Source organism: Pseudoalteromonas luteoviolacea S2607, from assembly GCF_001625575.1.
GTDB lineage: Bacteria > Pseudomonadota > Gammaproteobacteria > Enterobacterales > Alteromonadaceae > Pseudoalteromonas > Pseudoalteromonas luteoviolacea_E.
The window spans coordinates 26,727-44,782 of the sequence record NZ_AUXV01000011.1; the positions used below are offsets into that span (position 1 = coordinate 26,727).

Sequence of the window (18,056 nt, forward strand, 5' to 3'; positions counted from 1 at the left end):
GATCAGTCCTTACAAAGCGGGAAACCAAGAGCTTCACGTGCTTCAAAATATGCTTGAGCACATGCTTTAGACAGCGCGCGTACACGAAGTATGTATCGCTGGCGCTCTGTTACAGAGATTGCATGACGTGCATCTAATAAGTTAAACGCATGCGATGCTTTCATTACTTGCTCGTAGGCAGGCAGTGGTAAGCCCGCTTCGATTAGTTTCTGGCTTTCTTTTTCACATTGGTCGAATTGCGCAAATAACGCATCAACATCAGCGTGCTCAAAATTGTAAGTAGACTGCTCGATTTCATTTTGCATGAATACGTCACCATAAGTGACACGGCCCATTGGCCCATCAGTCCAAACTAGGTCGTAAATGCTATCAACACCTTGTATATACATGGCAAGACGCTCTAGGCCATAGGTGATTTCACCAGTTACAGGTGAACATTCGATACCACCAACTTGTTGGAAGTAAGTAAACTGAGTTACTTCCATACCATTTAACCAGACTTCCCAACCAAGACCCCAAGCACCCAGTGTTGGTGATTCCCAGTTATCCTCTACAAAGCGAACTTCGTGAGTTAATGTATCAATACCCAGCGCTTCCAGTGAACCTAAATATAGCTCTTGGATGTTGTCAGGAGATGGTTTCAACACAACTTGAAATTGATAGTAGTGTTGTAGTCGATTCGGGTTCTCACCATAACGACCATCCGTTGGACGGCGGCAAGGTTGAACATACGCGCTCGACATTGGCTCTGGGCCAATTGATTTCAAGAAGGTCATCGGGTGGAATGTGCCCGCACCAACTTCCATATCCAGTGGTTGCGCAATTACACAGCCTTGCTGTGCCCAATAGTCCTGTAAAGCCAGGATCAACCCTTGGAAGGTTTTGATATCATATTTTTGCATAGTTGGCTTTTATATTTATTTGGTACATGGGACTCAAACCAGAATTTACATCTCGCTGACTTGAGCTTTTATGATTGAAAATTATGCTCAGTATACCGTGTGCAGTACATAGAATTAAGCACTTCTAAGAAAAAAAGGAGGGTTTCCCCTCCTTTTTTATCATGCGTTACATCTGTTGTAGTTACACGTCGAGGTTAACTACTCTCAGTGCATTTTGCTCGATAAAGTCACGACGCGGCTCAACTTGGTCACCCATTAGCGTTGCAAACAATTGGTCGGCAGCAATTGCATCTTCAATTGTCACTCGTAGCATACGACGTGCATCTGGGTCCATTGTTGTTTCCCAAAGTTGATCTGGGTTCATCTCACCAAGACCCTTATAACGTTGTGTATACAAGCCACGCTTTGATTCATTAATTAACCAATCAAGACCCTCAACAAAACTGCCAATCGGGTGTGTCTTTTCACCACGTTGAATGTAGCCACCATCTTCTACGATGTGTGCAATTTGTTTTCCGGTGTTAGCAATACGCGCATAATCTTTAGACGTAATAAAGTCATAGTTCAAGGTATGTGCTTTATCCACGCCATGCTGACGAATGTTCACAACCGGGTAATACATGTGACGCTCATCATCATAACTAACAGATGCTGAGAATATTGTCGCATCATCATCATGTTTAATAAGATCAGCCACAAGAGCATCGCTCCACGCTGTAACCTTTGATTCATCGCTTAAGTCAGCTTCCGCTAATTCAGGTTGGTAAACCAAACGATTCATAATCGCGGCTGGGTATTTACGTTGTAGTCGGCCAATAACGTCTACAGTTTTTTGGTAATCATGCACTAGATTCTCTAGGCGATTACCTTCAATCGCTGTTGCACTTTCGCTTGAATATAGAGATGCACCGTCTAGAGCAAGCGTTGTTAGGTATTCAGTAAGTGCATGGTCATCTTTAATATAGCGCTCTTGCTTACCTTTTTTCACTTTATATAGTGGCGGCTGTGCAATATAAACGTACCCACGTTCGATGATCTCAGGCATTTGACGGTAGAAGAACGTCAATAACAATGTTCGGATGTGTGAACCATCAACGTCCGCATCGGTCATGATAATAATGCTGTGATAACGCAGCTTTTCTGGATCATATTCATCACGACCTATACCACAACCTAGTGCAGTAATTAACGTCGCCACTTCTTGTGAAGATAACATTTTATCAAAACGCGCTTTTTCCACGTTTAGAATTTTACCTTTCAAAGGCAGAATGGCTTGGTTTTTACGATTACGACCTTGCTTAGCAGAACCACCCGCCGAGTCACCCTCCACGATATAGAGTTCAGATAAACCTGGGTCTTTTTCTTGGCAGTCAGCTAGCTTACCAGGTAAACCGGCTAAGTCCATGACACCTTTACGACGAGTCATTTCTCTTGCTTTACGAGCCGCTTCACGAGCACGCGCTGCATCAACAATTTTATTTACGACTGTTTTCGCGTCCTGCGGGTTTTCAAGTAGGAATTCATTAAGCTTTTCAGCCATTGCCTGCTCGACGGCACCTTTCACTTCACTTGATACTAGTTTATCTTTTGTCTGAGAGGAGAACTTAGGATCCGGTACTTTAACACTGACAACAGCGGTTAACCCTTCACGTGCATCATCACCCGTTGCGCTGGTCTTGTTCTTCTTGTTAAACCCTTCTTTTTCCATATAGGTATTCAGAGTTCTTGTTAAAGCCGCTCGGAAACCAGCTAAGTGCGTACCACCATCTCGCTGAGGAATGTTGTTTGTAAAACAGTAAATGTTTTCTTGGAAGCCATCATTCCACTGCATTGAAACTTCTACACTGATGCCATCTTCGCGTTCAGTGGTGAAGTGGAAAACACTCTGATGTACTGGTGTTTTTTTACGGTTTAGATATTCAACAAAAGCTTGTATACCACCTTCATATTTGAAGTGGTCCTGCTTATTTTCTTCACGCTCATCAGTAAGAATAATACTGACACCCGAGTTCAAGAAAGACAGTTCGCGAAGACGTTTGGCTAGAATGTCATAATGGAAATTAATATCTGAGAACGTTTCAGGGCTTGGCCAGAATCTTAGCTCTGTACCAGTAGTCTCAGCTTCACCAATTACCGCAAGAGGAGCATCTGGCACGCCCATCGTGTACTTTTGTTGATGCACTTGGCCATCACGGCGGATAGTTAATTGTAGTTTTTCGGAAAGTGCATTAACAACAGACACGCCTACACCGTGTAAGCCGCCCGATACTTTATATGAATTATCATCGAATTTACCACCAGCATGCAGTACGGTCATAATAACTTCTGCAGCTGATACCCCTTCTTCAGGGTGAATTGAAGTAGGTATACCTCGACCGTTATCTCTTACTGATACTGAACCATCAGTATGAATCGTAACGAAAATATCATCACAATATCCAGCTAATGCTTCATCAATTGAGTTATCAACAACTTCGAAGACCATGTGATGTAATCCAGTTCCATCATCAGTGTCGCCGATATACATTCCTGGACGCTTTCTTACAGCATCCAATCCCTTCAGTACTTTAATACTGGATGAATCATAATTATCAGACATGGTTAATTCCAATTAATTTGTTATTAAACGACCATGTTCCACGTGGAACATCTCGATATCTTTTTCAAGTAGTTCCACAACAGGCGTTAAACTTTCTGAACTGATTGCTGAGACAAACAACTGAGAATTACATTTAGCTAGTAACTTAGCAACACTTCCCAGAGTTTCTGAGCTCAGTTCAGATGGTAAATCATCGATTAGCAATATTGATTGTTTATCAGTTTCTTGTTCAATCAGATTATTCTGCGTAATTTTAAGCGCATACAAAAGTAATTTTAATTGTCCTCTGGACATCATCTCTTCAACATTGTGCCCATGGATCTTAAAATTAAAATCAGCTTTGTGAGGGCCTTTACTTGTATACCCAAGTCTAAGGTCTCGATCAATTTGCGATTGAAGCACTTCACTTAGTTCCCCTTTCCAGCCCGCATCATAGCGAGTTTCAAGGCCATCAAATACAGAGCTAATCCCCCCTATCTTATCAAAAAAATAGCCTTCAAACCTACTTATATAAGCTTTTCGATAGATATTTATTTGTTCAGCTAGGTCAATGAATTGCTTATCCCAAAACTTTATCTGCTCAACGCAGTTAGCTGGTTTATTCCGAAGGAGTGCATTTCTTTGCTTGAGTACTTTATTAAAGTTTTTCCACACTTCATAAAACAAATGTTCCACGTGGAACACTCCAAGGTCGAGAAATTTTCTTCTCTCCTTTGGACCTCCAAAAAATAACTCATAGCTTTCGGGCGTGATGACTTGGACTGGTAATATTTGTGCTAGCTCTGCGATTTTCCTACTAGCTTGACCTTGAATCCTTAACTGGGTTTCACCGCTTTGACTTTTACTGATTCCGATTGGTATAGACAAGTTGTGTAGTTGCTTTTTTCCGTGCACGACACATTTATCCTGCCCACCGCGAATCATCATTTTGTATTTGTTAGTACGAAATGAGCGTCCATTGGATAAAAAGTAAATGGCCTCTAGTAAGCTCGTCTTGCCACTGCCATTTTGGCCTAAAATTAAATTGAGATCTTTGGAAGGAGAAAAAGAGATTGCCTCAATGTTTCTAAAATCATTGAGGCTAATATGTGTCAAACTCATATAGAGCGCTACTATTATTTATAAACGCATTGGCATTACGACATACATTGCGTCTTCTTCACCAGCACCTTCAATCAATGCACTGCTGTTTGAATCCGCCAGCGTAAACTGAACATCTTCAGTTTTCAATGTATTAAGTACATCCAACAAATAAGAAACGTTAAACCCAACCTCTAGGTCATCACCTTGGTAATTCACTTCAACCGTCTCTTCAGCTTGCTCTTGTTCTGGGTTGTTGGCGCTAATCTTTAAAATGCCATTGCTGAGATTTAAGCGAACGCCTCTAAATTTTTCGTTAGATAAGATAGAAACTCGTTGAAAAGCACTTCTTATCCACTCTCTGTTCGCCGTAACAATCTTGTCTCCACCACGAGGAAGTACGCGTCGGTAATCAGGAAAACGTCCATCAACTAGCTTGCTAGTGAAGATAACTTCTTGATCAATAATGCGGAAATGGTTTGCACCAAATTGTATAGTCAACTCTTCGTCATCAGCTGGAAGCAATCTCATAATCTCCAACACCCCTTTTCTTGGGATAATCAGTTGACGCTGAGCACCCAAAGACTGCTCGATTTGCTTTTGCGCAATCGCTAACCTGTGGCCATCTGTCGCTACCGTTTTGATTTCGTTCCCGTCAACTTCAAATGACATACCATTCAAGTAGTAACGAACATCTTGGTTAGCCATTGAAAAATGCGTCGCTTCGAGTAATTTCCGAAGCTCCATTCGCGTCAACTTGAACTCAACCTCGCCCTGCCATTCTTCCAAATTTGGAAAATCTTCAGCGGCAAGTGTAGTCAACGAAAAACGGCTTTTACCACTTGTAAGCAGCACCTGATGCTCTTGTGTAGACAAGTTTATTTCTGAGCTATCTGGTAGACTTTTACATATATCAAGCAGCTTCTTAGCAGGTAAAGTCAGTTTTGCATCGGCGGTGTCGTTTTGCAAAATGACAGATGCTACCAACTCAATTTCTAAGTCTGTGCCTGTCATGGCTAACACGCCATTTTTAACTTCTAGCAGCACATTAGACAAAATAGGTAGTGTGTGTTTACGCTCAATCGCACCTGACACTTGCATTAACGGCTTTAAAAACTGTTCTCTTACTATCGTTATTTGCATCACTTAACCCTTAAGATGACAATGTTCTGATCAAGTTTTGATAATCTTCTTTTACCTCGTGGCTTTCTTCACGAAGTTCTTTCACTTTACGACATGCGTGTAGAACCGTCGTATGGTCACGACCCCCGAACGCATCACCAATCTCAGGCAAACTGTGATTGGTTAATTCTTTCGACAAGGCCATAGCAACTTGTCTTGGGCGCGCTACCGAGCGGCTACGACGCTTTGACAGTAAATCAGATACACGGATACGATAATATTCAGCGACCGTGCGCTGGATATTGTCAATGGTGACTAACTTGTCTTGTAACGCCAATAAGTCTCGCAGTGCTTCTTTGACAAATTCAATCGAGATTGGACGACCTGTGAAGTTTGCATTGGCAATAACTCGGTTTAACGCCCCTTCGAGCTCTCGCACATTTGAGCGCAGCTTTTTAGCAATAAAGAACGCGACTTCATGGGGTAAGTTAATATTACTTTGCTGTGCCTTTTTCATCAAAATGGCAACTCGCGTTTCCAATTCAGGTGGTTCGATTGCAATCGTGAGGCCCCAGCCAAATCTAGATTTCAGCCTATCTTCAACACCCTCAATTTCTTTCGGGTATCTGTCTGACGTTAAAATAATTTGCTGATTGCCTTCAAGTAAAGCGTTAAACGTATGGAAAAACTCTTCTTGCGAACGCTCTTTGTTTGCAAAGAATTGAATGTCATCGATCATTAAAGCATCTACACTTCGGTAGTAACGTTTAAAATCTTCGATTGCATTATTTTGCAGCGCCTTAACCATATCCTGCACAAAACGTTCAGAATGCATATATACAATTTTGGCATCCGGCTTTTTGTCGATGATGCCATTACCAACTGCATGTAATAAGTGTGTTTTACCCAAGCCTGTACCACCGTAAATAAATACGGGGTTAAAAGCAGAACCTGGGTTATCTGCAACTTGTGTTGCAGCAGCTTTTGCGAGCTGGTTTGACTTACCCTCGACAAAATTATCAAAGGTGTAATTCTCTTTGATATTTGATTTCACGCTCGATTTCGGAGCTGGTTCTACTTTCGCTTCGCTAACAGGTGATTGTGCCGTACTTCTGGTTGCAACTTGAGGTGATTGCGCAGGCGCTTCTCCCGCATGTGTTTCAACTGAAACTTGCGGCTGCGCTTGCGTCATAGGCTTACTACCTACATCAAAACGTAATTCAGGTGCTTCATCACCACAAATTTCGATCAGTAATTCGTTAATTCGATTTAAGTACTTCTCTCGAACCCAATCTAACACAAAGCGATTTGGTGCATAGATGGTTAAAGTATCTTCGGTACTTTCTGCTTGTAGTGGTCTAACCCACATATTGAACTGCTGCGACGGCAGCTCATCTTGCAAAACATATAAACAACTTTGCCAAACCGACAGATACACATTGCACTCCGAAATAGTTATTATTCCCGTACATCAATAGTGTTGGTTATTTATTATTATTTACAAAGTAACCAACAGAGTTATTCACAGCTAACTCAAAGATCAACGGAAAAGTTTGTATATTATCAATTATTCACAGGTGGAAGCCGGGTATTATGAAGCGATCTTATCCACAACATCAATATTGACTTTTATAAAAAATAAGATCTCAACCATCAAAAAACACAACTCTTTGTTTAAAAAGGATTTTTAATTTCACTTATTTATAAAGATCTTATCAAAAAAACACCAAGATCTCACCAAAAAATTGAGATCAATTTTAGTTTTCCAGAGGATGTCGCCAATTTTCACCCAAGCACTGTGGAAAACCTTACAAAGATCAACACACTTGATCCACAACCCCAGATCTTGATCTTTATAACAAGATCAAATGCCACGATCAGCTCAATTTAACCTACTCTATATATAGTCACTCTATAACCGTAATAAACCGTATAAGCGACCCTCTTCTATATAATGAACACCGTTTTTTACCTATTTAGGCCATAAAATAAGCTTATCGGCACAAATATGATTGACTTTCACGCGCGTCGGCTTTAATATCTCGCGCTCGCAATGGCACCTGTGCCAGGATCGCGACCTGCATAGGATGTTTTAACTTTAACCGATCGGATGGATTAGTTATGAAAAGAACTTTTCAACCAAGCGTACTAAAACGCAAGCGTACTCACGGTTTCCGTGCTCGCATGGCTACTAAAAATGGCCGTAAAGTACTAGCACGTCGTCGTGCTAAAGGCCGTAAAGAACTATCTGCTTAATATAAGTGGAAGGTTTTGGCTTCAGCAGGGAGTTACGTCTGTTAACTCCCTCGCATTACTCCCGAATATTTCAAGAGCCTGCTCGCGCAGCAACCCCTGTATTTACTCTTCTAGCTAAACCTAATGATGTAGGTCATCCTCGTCTTGGTCTTACTGTCGCTAAAAAGCGCTGTAAACTTGCATGCCAACGAAATCGCATCAAGCGACTAGCACGCGAAAGCTTTCGTCTAAATCGCCACAAGTTGGATAACATTGATATTGTCTTGATGGTTAAAACTGGTGTAGATGAACAAAGTAACGAAGAGCTGACTAAGCAACTTAATAAACTTTGGCGTAAAGTCAATGAACGTTGTAAACCAGGTGCCCCCAAACCTAAGCCACATAAGAAACGCCCATCGCGTGGTCATAAAGCCAAAAAATAACACCACATTTTTGTGTTAACAAACCTCCAGTCATGGCTATTTTACGCTAATTCATGTAAGGTTAGCTCACCTTTTAATCACTCTATTATCGAGTCTATCTCGCAACTATGAAACACGCCTTGAAGACAAAGAGTGAGAGTAAACGACGAGTGGATTATCCGCTTTTGGCAATGCGTAATTTATTGATAGCAATCATTCGTGGTTATCAAAAATTTATCAGTCCTTTGCTTGGACCTCATTGCCGATTCAATCCAACATGCTCTAGTTACGCAATTCAGGCAATTAATTTACACGGAATTGCAAAAGGGAGTTGGTTAGCGGTTAAACGCATATTAAAATGTCACCCTTTAAGCGCAGGTGGGGATGACCCCGTCCCTGAGAAATCGAATCAAGTTAAACAACACGAGAAATAAGAGCTGTTATGGAATCGCAACGCACGTTTTTATTGATCGGATTGCTTTTAGTGTCGTTTTTGTTATTCAGTGAATGGCAAGACGAACAAGCTCAAAGCAAAGCCGATACCAGTGCTGTCACACAAGTGGCCACTTCACCTTCAAATAACGATCAAGCGGATATTCCAGCTTCTAGCGAAGCGGATGTACCGGTTGCGCAAACTCAAGCAGTCCGTTCTGTCATTACAGTAACGACTGACGTATTTGCCGTTAAAATTGATACTAAAGGTGGTGATATTGTTGAAGCAAAACTACTTCAACATGCTGAAACGCATGGTAGCGATACACCTTATCTACTACTTGGTGAATTTGATGGGAAGCAATACTTAGCACAAAGTGGTCTGATAGGTCTTAATGGTCCAGACGCGTCAAGTGCTGGCCGCCCAGTCTACCAAACAGAGCAAAACGCCTACACTTTATCAGGTGATGAACTGCGCGTACCGCTGACTTTTGTTGATAACAAAGGCGTTCAATTTACCAAGACATTTGTATTTAAAGCAGGTCAATACGACGTATCTGTAGAGTATGATGTCGTAAACACAACTGATACCCCAGTCCAAGTTCAGCTCTATACGCAGATTAAGCGTTCAGTTCAAGACAAAGACAGTATGGTTGACCAAACATACTTAGGTACGGCATACGGTACTCAGGACGAGCCTTACGAGAAGTATTCTTTTGACGAGATGCGTGAAGCAAACCTTAACAAGAATACTCTAGGTGGTTATGTGTCTTTTATTCAGCACTACTTTGTAAGTGCATGGGTACCAAAGCAAGATATCAACAACACTATCTATACATCACTTAGAAATAACCAAGGCATCATCGGTGCAAAAGGTGAACCAGTAAACATTCAGGCAAATTCAGAAGCGAAGCTGTCTGCGACTTACTACATGGGCCCAAAAGACACGAATGCGCTAGAAGCACTTCATGAAGATTTGGACTTAACTGTAGACTATGGCTGGTTATGGTTTATTTCTCAGCCTTTATTAGTGTTGCTTAAGCTATTGTATGGTGTATTAGGCAACTGGGGTCTCGCAATCATCGGTATTACTATCCTTGTTAAGACACTGTTGTACCCACTGACTAAAGCGCAGTACACATCGATGGCAAAAATGCGTGCATTACAGCCAAAGATGCAGCAACTAAAAGAACGTTATGGAGATGACCGTCAGAAATTCGGTCAGGCAATGATGGAAATGTACCGCAAAGAGAAAGTAAACCCAATGGGTGGCTGCTTCCCTCTGCTCCTTCAGATGCCAATCTTCCTAGCCCTATTCTATGTATTCTTAGAATCTACAGAATTGCGACACGCAGAATTTGGTCTGTGGTTAACAGACCTTTCAGCAATGGATCCATACTATGTGCTACCAATTTTATTTGGTGCAAGTATGTTCTTAACTCAAAAGCTGCAGCCAATGACAATTACAGATCCAATGCAACAGAAAATGATGACATATATGCCGGTGGTATTCTCTGTCTTCTTCATCTGGTTCCCATCTGGTCTGGTTCTTTACTGGCTAGTGTCTAACCTTATCTCTATTGCGCAGATGCTTATCATCTACCGCGGTATGGAGAAAAAAGGCATCAAAGTAAGAGACTAATATCTCGATACACTATAAAAACGCCCGCTTTATTTGCGGGCGTTTTTGTTTCAACTGAAGTTGTACATACAAGTACAGTTAACCCTGCTAGACTCGCGTTCTTCAAACATTAACACTCCTTTTTCCAACGACCATCACAGTACCCGTAGTTTATTCGGGTGACTTAAAAAGAGCTGTGCTGCTCAATTCGCACTCAGTTTTTATCAATATAAAACATATATTTGATAAAATTTTACTGCTTTTTGATAGCCCCTTGATAGGCCTTCTTAGCCGTTTCATAGATGCTCAGCGACAACTTTGAAATCGATGAGTCTAATGTTATGGAATCACTTCTTGTAGAAACACTAAGCACACATGAGATAAGTTGGTGGCATATTCCAACAGTATTACTGGTTGGTATACTTACTAGCTTAACTCCCTGTGTTTATCCTATCCTGCCAATTACGATTGCCACTTTCTCACATCGTAAACACACGCGCTTTGCACCTCTTTTGTATTGTATCGGCTTTGCACTCATTTATGCCGCCCTCGGTTTTTTTGCCGCTTGGAGTGGCCACTTATTTGGCCTAGTAGCCACTAACCCATGGGTACTTGTGCTGTTTGCCAACGGACTGATTTATTTAGCTGCAATCAATAAAGGTATCTTAACCATGCCATCTCTCTCACTCCCTTCAAAAAGATCTCGTAGCTCACTCCCTTTGATAATGGGCATGGCCAGCGCATTGGTTGCAGCGCCCTGCACGTCCCCAGTACTAGGTGGCCTGTTATTGTTTGTAGCGACAACGCAACAACCAATACTGGGCGGTGTATTGCTATTTAGCTTTGCGCTCGGCATGAGCGCTTTGTTGCTATGTGCAGGCTGTAGTGCTCGGGTACTTTCCAGTTTACCACCTTCAGGAAAATGGCTTTCCTATATCAACACGTTAACAGCGCTCATACTCCTTGTTATGGCGCAGTACTTTCTGATCCAAGCGGGCAAAAGCTGGCTTTAACCTACCATTAAAGGACATTAAAAATGAGAACTCTCGTATGGCTAATGTGTTTATTCAGTGCGACCGCACATGCTAAACAATACCTCCCTTTACAGGCACAAACATTAGATGCCCGTACCATTTCTACACAGGGAAAAGTGACCTACTTAAAATTTTGGGCCACCTGGTGCGCATATTGTGTCGAAGAAATGCCACTTCTTCAGCAAAGCCATAATAGCGCTAATGGCACTTATCAGGTGGTATCTATCAATATAGGGTTCAACCAAAACCGTGACAGAGTGACGCACTATTTAACCAAAAATAAGTATAACTTCCCTACTGTATATGATGGGAATGGCGCAATAACAAAGCACTATTCAGTGCTGGGTACGCCACAGCATATTTTGCTTGATGAACAAGGAAACGAGCTATATCGCAGTGCACTATTCACCGATGAACTTGCGCAAAAACTAAGACAATTACAGGAGACAAACTAATGTATATACAACTGCTCAAACATGTTCTATTGTGCCTCTTGGTTGTCAGCTATAGCACCAAATCAAAAGTTCAAGAGTATGTTTTTATTAATATTTGGGATGAATATAATCAAACAACCATTTTGCCTGTCGAACTGGGTGAACGACTTTTTCTGCAACCAGACATCAACATTGACCAAGCGAGCCTGAAGCAATTTGCGGATAGATATCCAAAGTATAAAAACATCACTATCGATACCCACAATCAATTGATGTTTAAATATCAGGTAAGGCAAACCCCTACCCGCGTAATCGTTCATGAAGGGTCCGTAAAATCAATAGAGCCTTTATTGCAAAAGCCCAAAGCCATCACCAACACAGCCGTCAACAAAGCACTGCGCACTTTGTCAGGAAAGCGCTTAGACCTCAATAAAATCAGGCATGAATACGCGGTATTATTTTTTAGTGACAGCCTATGTCCATTTCAGCACATTCCGCACTGCCAGCAGCGTATCGCACAAAACAACCAACTAGCGGAACAAATGCCAGATAAGATACTGACGATTATAAAACCCTTTTATGCCGATGAGACCAGTGCACGTAACTATCAACAGCGTTTTCAGGTAAACCATCAAATGACCTTTGATTATCAAAACCAGTTATTTAGATACTTTGAAGTATCGGAGTTGCCCTACTGGATAGTGCAAAACAGCCAAGGAGCGGTTATCTACAGGGGCAACACGCCCCCTAAAAAACACCATTTGTCACTCTAAAATCCACTTACTTTGGCAGTAAACGCTGTAAGGTGCGTCGAGCAACTCGGTGATCAGCTCGACGCTTTTCTGCGGTTGCTGTGTGAGTAGGCCCAGTTGTTCAAGTAACATTTGACTGTTTTGAAGTTCACCGAGCATCCGCTTTGACCGCATAAGTACAACATCATTTTTTGCCATATGTGCAGCTACTGAGGCGTAAAATAACATTAAATGGGCTTCTTTATCTTGCTCAAAATCGATTAAATCAAGCGCTTGATCGGGTTTGTTGCGTAACAGGTAAATATACATCTGCGTATACTTTGCATAAACAATAGCATCGTCAAGCCCACTCAATTTATAAGCCTGAAAAGCGCTTTGAGTGAGGGACTCGGCATTGTCAACATCACCTTGTTTAAGCGCAACCCAAGCCAACAGTAGTTGAGCGTTAGCATGCGTCATTGCTGATGTTTTTTCATTGGCTAACAACTGTGTTAAACGCCGATGCGCTTCTTGCAATGGCTCATGATTGTTGGTGGTTAAACCAATGTCCATATATGCCATCGCCTTCAGTACGCTCAACTGCTCAATAGCAGGTATAAAGGCGTCATCTATATCGACTTGATTGAGATAACTCAGCGCTTCATCACCTCGATGTAACTGAATATAGTAAAACCCCAAGTAAGTAAGCACTTGCACCTTAAAATACTTATCACCACTGCTTGAAGCGATTTCCAGAGCTTCTAATAGACTGTCCTCACTTTCTGACACTGGGACCAAGTAATTTTGCCCATAAGCAAATAAACTTCTCGCCAAATCAATCTGTCGTTCTGTTTGTCGGTAGTAACGAGTGGCAACCTCGAGCACCTCTTTGCTTTGTGCCAAATTAAGCGTATTTTTTTGCTGTGGGCCAGCAGCTGGTGGATTAGCGAGATAAAAAGAGCGCTGTGCTTCACTATAAGCAAAAGAACGACTACCTATTAATGCATACGCCGCACTCATTGCATGCGTATAGTCTTGCCACTGTGTTGTGCTCCACGCTGCATCTGCAATCAACTGATAAGCACTCGCGATTAACTCTATTTGCTGACTCTTTTGTGCAGCGCGAAGTGCCAGCTGCGCACTGTGTTTGGCATTGTCAAACTCCCCTAGCGCTTTCTCAAAAGTACCAAGATATAAATAATATCGAGCTCGCAAAGCCAGTGAGGTGGGAGATAACTCGATTAATGAAAAATGTGCTTTGGCCTTAGGTATATCACCTTGCAACCAAGCTATTTTAGCCAATTCTAAGCGTGAGGGAACGTGCTCAGGGGTTTGTATCAAAGCGGCTTCAAAATATTGCTCAGCTAACTGTGGACCATGCTCCGTTAATGCTTGCACGCCCCGATAGTAGTCACTGAGACCGTTAACAGCCAGAGGTTGATCTGCAACAAATCCTGAGCTATCGGTTAAAGATGCAATCAGCTGCGTCGCGATATCAGAAAAGTTATCATCAAGCTGTTCAACAATCACTTCGGTGCTGCGCCCAGCCAGCTCCGCTTGCAGTAAAAAGCGCTGTTGCAAAGGCTTGAGCGATAAATAAAATTGCTGTGGCGCCTCTTTAGTGACACTGTCAATATAATCAGGTGTACGACTTTTTGGCAGTAGCTGGTAGTCCTGCTGTAAACGCGACCGCAGTACACCTTCGAGTGCATATCCCCACCACGCATTTGCTTGTACACCAGTATGATTTTGCATGGAATGGATGATTAGTTGCGGTTGTGCTTGAAGTTGGCTGTGAGCAAACGGAGAGTTATTGTACAGATACACCATGCTACCGAGTGATACTGCCACCCCTAAAGCAATACCAATCAAAATTCGATTTCGTTTTCGAAGGCAAGGCGCTACTTTTACGTCACAGATCCACATGTAACCTTGTTGTGGTAAAGTTTTAATGAACAGTGGATGTTTAGCGCTATCTCCCAGCGCTTGACGCAATTCGGTGATACTTTGATTCAGCGCCGCTTCTCGAAACTCACCATGCTGCCATAGATCCTTAAGCACGACTTCCCGCTTAACCAATTCATTTGGTCGGGCAACAAAGTAGGCAAGTAATTGAGCAACCTTAGGGCGCAAGGCGATTTCTTGCTGCCCACAATAAAGCACCAAGCGTTCAGAGTCGAAACGAAATTGACCGAATAACAACACGGTTTAGATTATCCTTATCTCTACATCTCGAGTAATTATTTTTATTCATTTCTCTCCACTATACCTGAGAAAAGCCAATTGCTGTACAATTAACGTCAGAACACAGTCATTCAGCAAGAGACAATATGATTGCACAAGACACCATAGCAGCTCAGGCCACCGCACCAGGTCGCGGTGGCGTGGGGATCATCCGTATTTCGGGTAGTAAAGCCAAAGTCGTAGCCGAAAAAATTCTCGGCAAATGTCCTAAAACAAGATACGCAGAGTATCTGCCGTTTAACACTCTTTCAGGTGAAAACTTGGATCAAGGCATTGCGCTATTCTTCCAAGGGCCAAACTCGTTTACCGGTGAAGATGTACTTGAATTACAGGGCCATGGTGGGCCAGTTGTGATCGATATGCTGCTCAAAGAAATAAGCCAATTAGAAGATGTCAGATTGGCTAAACCCGGTGAATTCTCTGAACGTGCTTTTATGAATGACAAGCTCGATCTTACTCAAGCAGAAGCCATTGCTGATCTGATTAACGCCACCAGTGAACAAGCAGCAAAGAGCGCGCTTCATTCACTACAAGGTGATTTTTCTAAACATATCAACACTTTAGTTGAACAAGTCATTCATTTGCGCATGTATGTTGAAGCGGCAATTGACTTCCCAGACGAAGAAATTGATTTCCTTTCTGACGGTAAAGTAGCAGGTGACTTGCAAGCTATCATTACGCAACTAGCTGAAGTCAGACAACAGGCTAAACAAGGCAGCATCATGCGTGAGGGCATGCGCGTAGTCATCGCAGGGCGACCCAATGCAGGTAAATCTTCTTTACTTAATGCATTGGCAGGTCGCGAAGCCGCCATCGTCACAGACATAGCTGGTACGACGCGAGATGTACTGCGAGAACATATTCATATTGATGGCATGCCACTGCATATTATTGATACCGCAGGTCTACGAGAAAGCCCAGATAAAGTCGAACAAATCGGTATTGAGCGCGCATGGGAAGAGATCAGTGGTGCAGATCATGTGTTGTTTATGGTAGACGGCACTGAAACGCTTGAAACAGACCCGTTAAAGATCTGGCCTGAGTTTATGGAAAAATTACCTCAAGGCATGGATATTACGGTCATACGCAATAAAATCGATCTATGTAATGAGCATCAAGGTTTATGCCAACAAGGGGATTACCCCGTACTCAGGCTGAGCGCACAGACCAATACCGGCATTGATATACTGCGTGAACATCTCAAAGCGTGTATTGGATTTACTGGTGCTAATGAAGGGGGCTTTATGGCACGCCGCAGGCACCTAGATGCACTTGAACGAGCTGCTGAACACCTAGAAATAGGCCAAACTCAACTTGAAATGCATGTGGCAGGCGAAATTTTGGCAGAAGAGCTGCGACTAACCCAGCAATATTTAAATGAAATTACTGGTGAATTTACATCCGATGATCTCTTAGGAAAGATCTTCAGCTCTTTCTGTATTGGTAAATAGTTGAACAAAATTTCATATAAACATAGCAGATATTTCATTGTAACTATCTGTTATGTTTAAGTACAAAAATAATAAATTAAATAAAATCTAAAATCCAAAACCTACCTGCTTTTAAAATAGCCAATTCATAAAGCCTATTAATTAAAATAATTAAATATTTACAATATTGATATTATCTATTAGTATCATTTCGATAAATAGGATCTAAAACTTTAGAAGGAATGTTGTACGTGGTAGGCCTAGCATTAGAACAAGAGAACCAACCTAAGGTTCATAATCACCCACCTCTAGAAGAGGTTCTTGCATATCATAATCAAGATATTATTGACGGTTTTTTAAAATCGTTAGATGTTACGGAAGAAGAAGCTAATAATATTTTTAAAGACACTTTAAAGTGGCTATGGTACTGTCGTCACCCTGATACGCAGGGCAGCAGAACGATAGATAAAAACTTACTCATAATAGATGAAATGTGGCATACGTTCATTCTATATACAAATGATTACTTCAAGTTTTGCCATAAATACTTCGGTATGTATATTCACCACTCCCCAACAAGAAACTCAGAAATAGAAGAATATAAAAAGCTTACTCCTGAAGAAAGAACCGCCGAAAAAAGACGCCAATTAGAGTTGGTGTATGATGTTCTTGGTAAAGAGACCTTTATTAGTTGGTATCATTTATATCCCCAAAAATATACTTATTCATCAATTCTTGAATTAAGAAAGAAATAAGATATTTACTAAAAAACCTATCAATATTTTGATGGGTATGAAATGTCGTGCTTAAAATTTAGTAAATTCATTAAGGTATATTTGTGTGCATTATTAATAGAGCAATGGGTGAGTTAGAAGATTTTAAATCATGCTTTGGTGCTTTTGGTGTAGGCTCATACTTCAACAATACATATAATGAGAAAAGTGACATTGATATTTATGTCATAAAAGACACTGATATGTATGTAAAAAAATCAATATTTTTTGAAGGAGTCCGCTTCGATATTACCGTATGTTCGTTGAAAGCTCTGTATTTCAGTGCAACAAAAGGAAAGTTCTTCGCATTTCTACAAGAAACATTGCGTACGGCACACCTAATCAAAGACACAGATAATCGAGTGTCCCAGTGCTTAAATCGCATCCAGCAATATGCGCAAGAGACGCAACGACCGCCTAATCAATTCGATATTAAAAATTGCAAAGCCTTTATTGCCAATTGCGCTCGAAAGTTAGAGCAACATCAATCTAATAAATTTATGTTTATTCGTTATATGTCAGATTGGAGTGACGAGTGCTATAAACTCAATTGTATGGTGAAGAAAAAGCCGCCATTTGAAAGCCCAGTGCTAAAAGGAAAGCATATCTCTGAAGAGTTCCCTGAGTTACATAACGTTTTAGATAAAGTGATGAGTACGATTAGTATAGACGTAAGGTCTCAATTAATAAATGAGTACACTCAGCACTTATTAACCAGTTCTTACCCTGATGTAAAAACCGAAGGGGTATTTAAAAGAGTAAAGTTTCCTCTTCGATAAGAATATAAATAAAAATCAATCAAAGGAAATAAAATGAGCGATTTTAGTGAGATAATTGCAAAAGAAAAAGCAGAGCTTATTGATGAAATTTTAATTAAATCAGTAAGTGGAGGAGATCCAGATGCTCCAGATATGTGCGCACCACCAAGCGGCTGTAACGCTAGGTGCATCTGTACGAACAACTAATAAAAAATTACCCTGGATAGAGAGGTATATAA

At 41.4% G+C, this 18,056-nt stretch carries 17 protein-coding genes; 11 read left to right on the forward strand and 6 right to left on the reverse strand.

What is annotated here, in order from left to right; translation table 11 throughout:
* Positions 1-2: 2 nt before the first annotated feature.
* From glyQ to dnaA, 5 genes are all read right to left on the reverse strand, one after another.
* Positions 3-902, reverse strand: coding sequence for a glycine--tRNA ligase subunit alpha (glyQ, locus tag N480_RS08075; protein ID WP_063372010.1), 900 nt, complete (start codon positions 900-902; stop codon positions 3-5).
* Positions 903-1,083: 181 nt separating this feature from the next.
* On the reverse strand, positions 1,084-3,501 hold the full coding sequence (gene gyrB, locus N480_RS08080) for a DNA topoisomerase (ATP-hydrolyzing) subunit B (protein ID WP_063372011.1): 2,418 nt from the start codon (positions 3,499-3,501) through the stop codon (positions 1,084-1,086).
* 12 nt (positions 3,502-3,513) lie between these two features.
* Positions 3,514-4,602: a DNA replication/repair protein RecF gene (gene recF, locus N480_RS08085; RefSeq protein WP_063372012.1), complete on the reverse strand. Its 1,089-nt coding sequence runs from the start codon at positions 4,600-4,602 to the stop codon at positions 3,514-3,516.
* A gap of 18 nt (positions 4,603-4,620) precedes the next feature.
* A complete protein-coding gene (gene dnaN / locus N480_RS08090) occupies positions 4,621-5,724 on the reverse strand; it encodes a DNA polymerase III subunit beta (RefSeq protein ID WP_063372013.1) in 1,104 nt (367 codons plus the stop codon).
* Between the two features lie 10 nt (positions 5,725-5,734).
* On the reverse strand, positions 5,735-7,141 hold the full coding sequence (gene dnaA, locus N480_RS08095) for a chromosomal replication initiator protein DnaA (protein WP_063372014.1): 1,407 nt from the start codon (positions 7,139-7,141) through the stop codon (positions 5,735-5,737).
* Positions 7,142-7,824: 683 nt separating this feature from the next.
* On the opposite strand from dnaA, the gene rpmH reads away from it, so the two are divergent.
* The 7 genes from rpmH (at position 7,825) to N480_RS08125 (ending at position 12,654) form a co-directional block, all read left to right on the forward strand.
* Positions 7,825-7,959 (forward strand): 50S ribosomal protein L34, encoded by a 135-nt coding sequence (gene rpmH, locus N480_RS08100; protein WP_005492430.1) that lies wholly within the window; start codon positions 7,825-7,827, stop codon positions 7,957-7,959.
* Between the two features lie 5 nt (positions 7,960-7,964).
* Positions 7,965-8,381: a ribonuclease P protein component gene (gene rnpA, locus N480_RS08105; protein ID WP_063372015.1), complete on the forward strand. Its 417-nt coding sequence runs from the start codon at positions 7,965-7,967 to the stop codon at positions 8,379-8,381.
* 170 nt (positions 8,382-8,551) lie between these two features.
* Positions 8,552-8,794 (forward strand): membrane protein insertion efficiency factor YidD, encoded by a 243-nt coding sequence (yidD, locus tag N480_RS24960; protein ID WP_231101542.1) that lies wholly within the window; start codon positions 8,552-8,554, stop codon positions 8,792-8,794.
* Between the two features lie 8 nt (positions 8,795-8,802).
* Positions 8,803-10,434, forward strand: coding sequence for a membrane protein insertase YidC (gene yidC, locus N480_RS08110; protein ID WP_063372016.1), 1,632 nt, complete (start codon positions 8,803-8,805; stop codon positions 10,432-10,434).
* 320 nt (positions 10,435-10,754) lie between these two features.
* Complete coding sequence (locus N480_RS08115; RefSeq protein WP_231102239.1) at positions 10,755-11,426, forward strand: cytochrome c biogenesis protein CcdA; 672 nt, start codon at positions 10,755-10,757, stop codon at positions 11,424-11,426.
* A gap of 23 nt (positions 11,427-11,449) precedes the next feature.
* Entirely contained in the window at positions 11,450-11,902 is a 453-nt protein-coding gene (locus N480_RS08120) for a TlpA family protein disulfide reductase (RefSeq protein WP_063372018.1), read from the forward strand.
* Complete coding sequence (locus N480_RS08125) at positions 11,902-12,654, forward strand: TlpA family protein disulfide reductase (protein WP_063372019.1); 753 nt, start codon at positions 11,902-11,904, stop codon at positions 12,652-12,654. The genes N480_RS08120 and N480_RS08125 overlap by 1 nt, the downstream gene beginning before the upstream one ends.
* Here the strand turns inward: N480_RS08125 and N480_RS08130 are convergent.
* Entirely contained in the window at positions 12,646-14,817 is a 2,172-nt protein-coding gene (locus N480_RS08130; protein ID WP_063372020.1) for a winged helix-turn-helix domain-containing protein, read from the reverse strand. The genes N480_RS08125 and N480_RS08130 overlap by 9 nt on opposite strands.
* 125 nt (positions 14,818-14,942) lie before the next feature.
* On the opposite strand from N480_RS08130, the gene mnmE reads away from it, so the two are divergent.
* The 4 genes from mnmE (at position 14,943) to N480_RS25255 (ending at position 18,024) form a co-directional block, all read left to right on the forward strand.
* Positions 14,943-16,307 carry a tRNA uridine-5-carboxymethylaminomethyl(34) synthesis GTPase MnmE gene (gene mnmE / locus N480_RS08135; RefSeq protein ID WP_063372021.1) on the forward strand — a complete coding sequence of 455 codons (1,365 nt, stop codon included), beginning with the start codon at positions 14,943-14,945 and terminating at the stop codon, positions 16,305-16,307.
* A gap of 230 nt (positions 16,308-16,537) precedes the next feature.
* Complete coding sequence (locus N480_RS08140; protein ID WP_063372022.1) at positions 16,538-17,041, forward strand: hypothetical protein; 504 nt, start codon at positions 16,538-16,540, stop codon at positions 17,039-17,041.
* 83 nt (positions 17,042-17,124) lie between these two features.
* The gene (locus N480_RS08145) at positions 17,125-17,838 is read left to right on the forward strand and encodes a hypothetical protein (protein ID WP_155732788.1); all 714 of its coding nucleotides are present in this window, start codon (positions 17,125-17,127) and stop codon (positions 17,836-17,838) included.
* Positions 17,839-17,871: 33 nt separating this feature from the next.
* A complete protein-coding gene (locus N480_RS25255; protein ID WP_155732789.1) occupies positions 17,872-18,024 on the forward strand; it encodes a hypothetical protein in 153 nt (50 codons plus the stop codon).
* The last annotated feature ends 32 nt before the right edge of the window (positions 18,025-18,056 follow it).

Bases quoted from the DNA above. Each gene is read 5' to 3' on its own strand.
- N480_RS08115 (WP_231102239.1), top strand. From the start codon at position 10,755: ATGGAATCACTTCTTGTAGAAACACTAAGCACACATGAGATAAGTTGG.
- N480_RS25255 (WP_155732789.1), top strand. From the start codon at position 17,872: ATGAGCGATTTTAGTGAGATAATTGCAAAAGAAAAAGCAGAGCTTATT.
- yidD (WP_231101542.1), top strand. From the start codon at position 8,552: ATGCGTAATTTATTGATAGCAATCATTCGTGGTTATCAAAAATTTATC.
- yidC (WP_063372016.1), top strand. From the start codon at position 8,803: ATGGAATCGCAACGCACGTTTTTATTGATCGGATTGCTTTTAGTGTCG.
- N480_RS08120 (WP_063372018.1), top strand. From the start codon at position 11,450: ATGAGAACTCTCGTATGGCTAATGTGTTTATTCAGTGCGACCGCACAT.
- dnaN (WP_063372013.1), bottom strand. From the start codon at position 5,724: ATGCAAATAACGATAGTAAGAGAACAGTTTTTAAAGCCGTTAATGCAA.
- rpmH (WP_005492430.1), top strand. From the start codon at position 7,825: ATGAAAAGAACTTTTCAACCAAGCGTACTAAAACGCAAGCGTACTCAC.
- recF (WP_063372012.1), bottom strand. From the start codon at position 4,602: ATGAGTTTGACACATATTAGCCTCAATGATTTTAGAAACATTGAGGCA.
- N480_RS08125 (WP_063372019.1), top strand. From the start codon at position 11,902: ATGTATATACAACTGCTCAAACATGTTCTATTGTGCCTCTTGGTTGTC.
- mnmE (WP_063372021.1), top strand. From the start codon at position 14,943: ATGATTGCACAAGACACCATAGCAGCTCAGGCCACCGCACCAGGTCGC.
- glyQ (WP_063372010.1), bottom strand. From the start codon at position 902: ATGCAAAAATATGATATCAAAACCTTCCAAGGGTTGATCCTGGCTTTA.
- gyrB (WP_063372011.1), bottom strand. From the start codon at position 3,501: ATGTCTGATAATTATGATTCATCCAGTATTAAAGTACTGAAGGGATTG.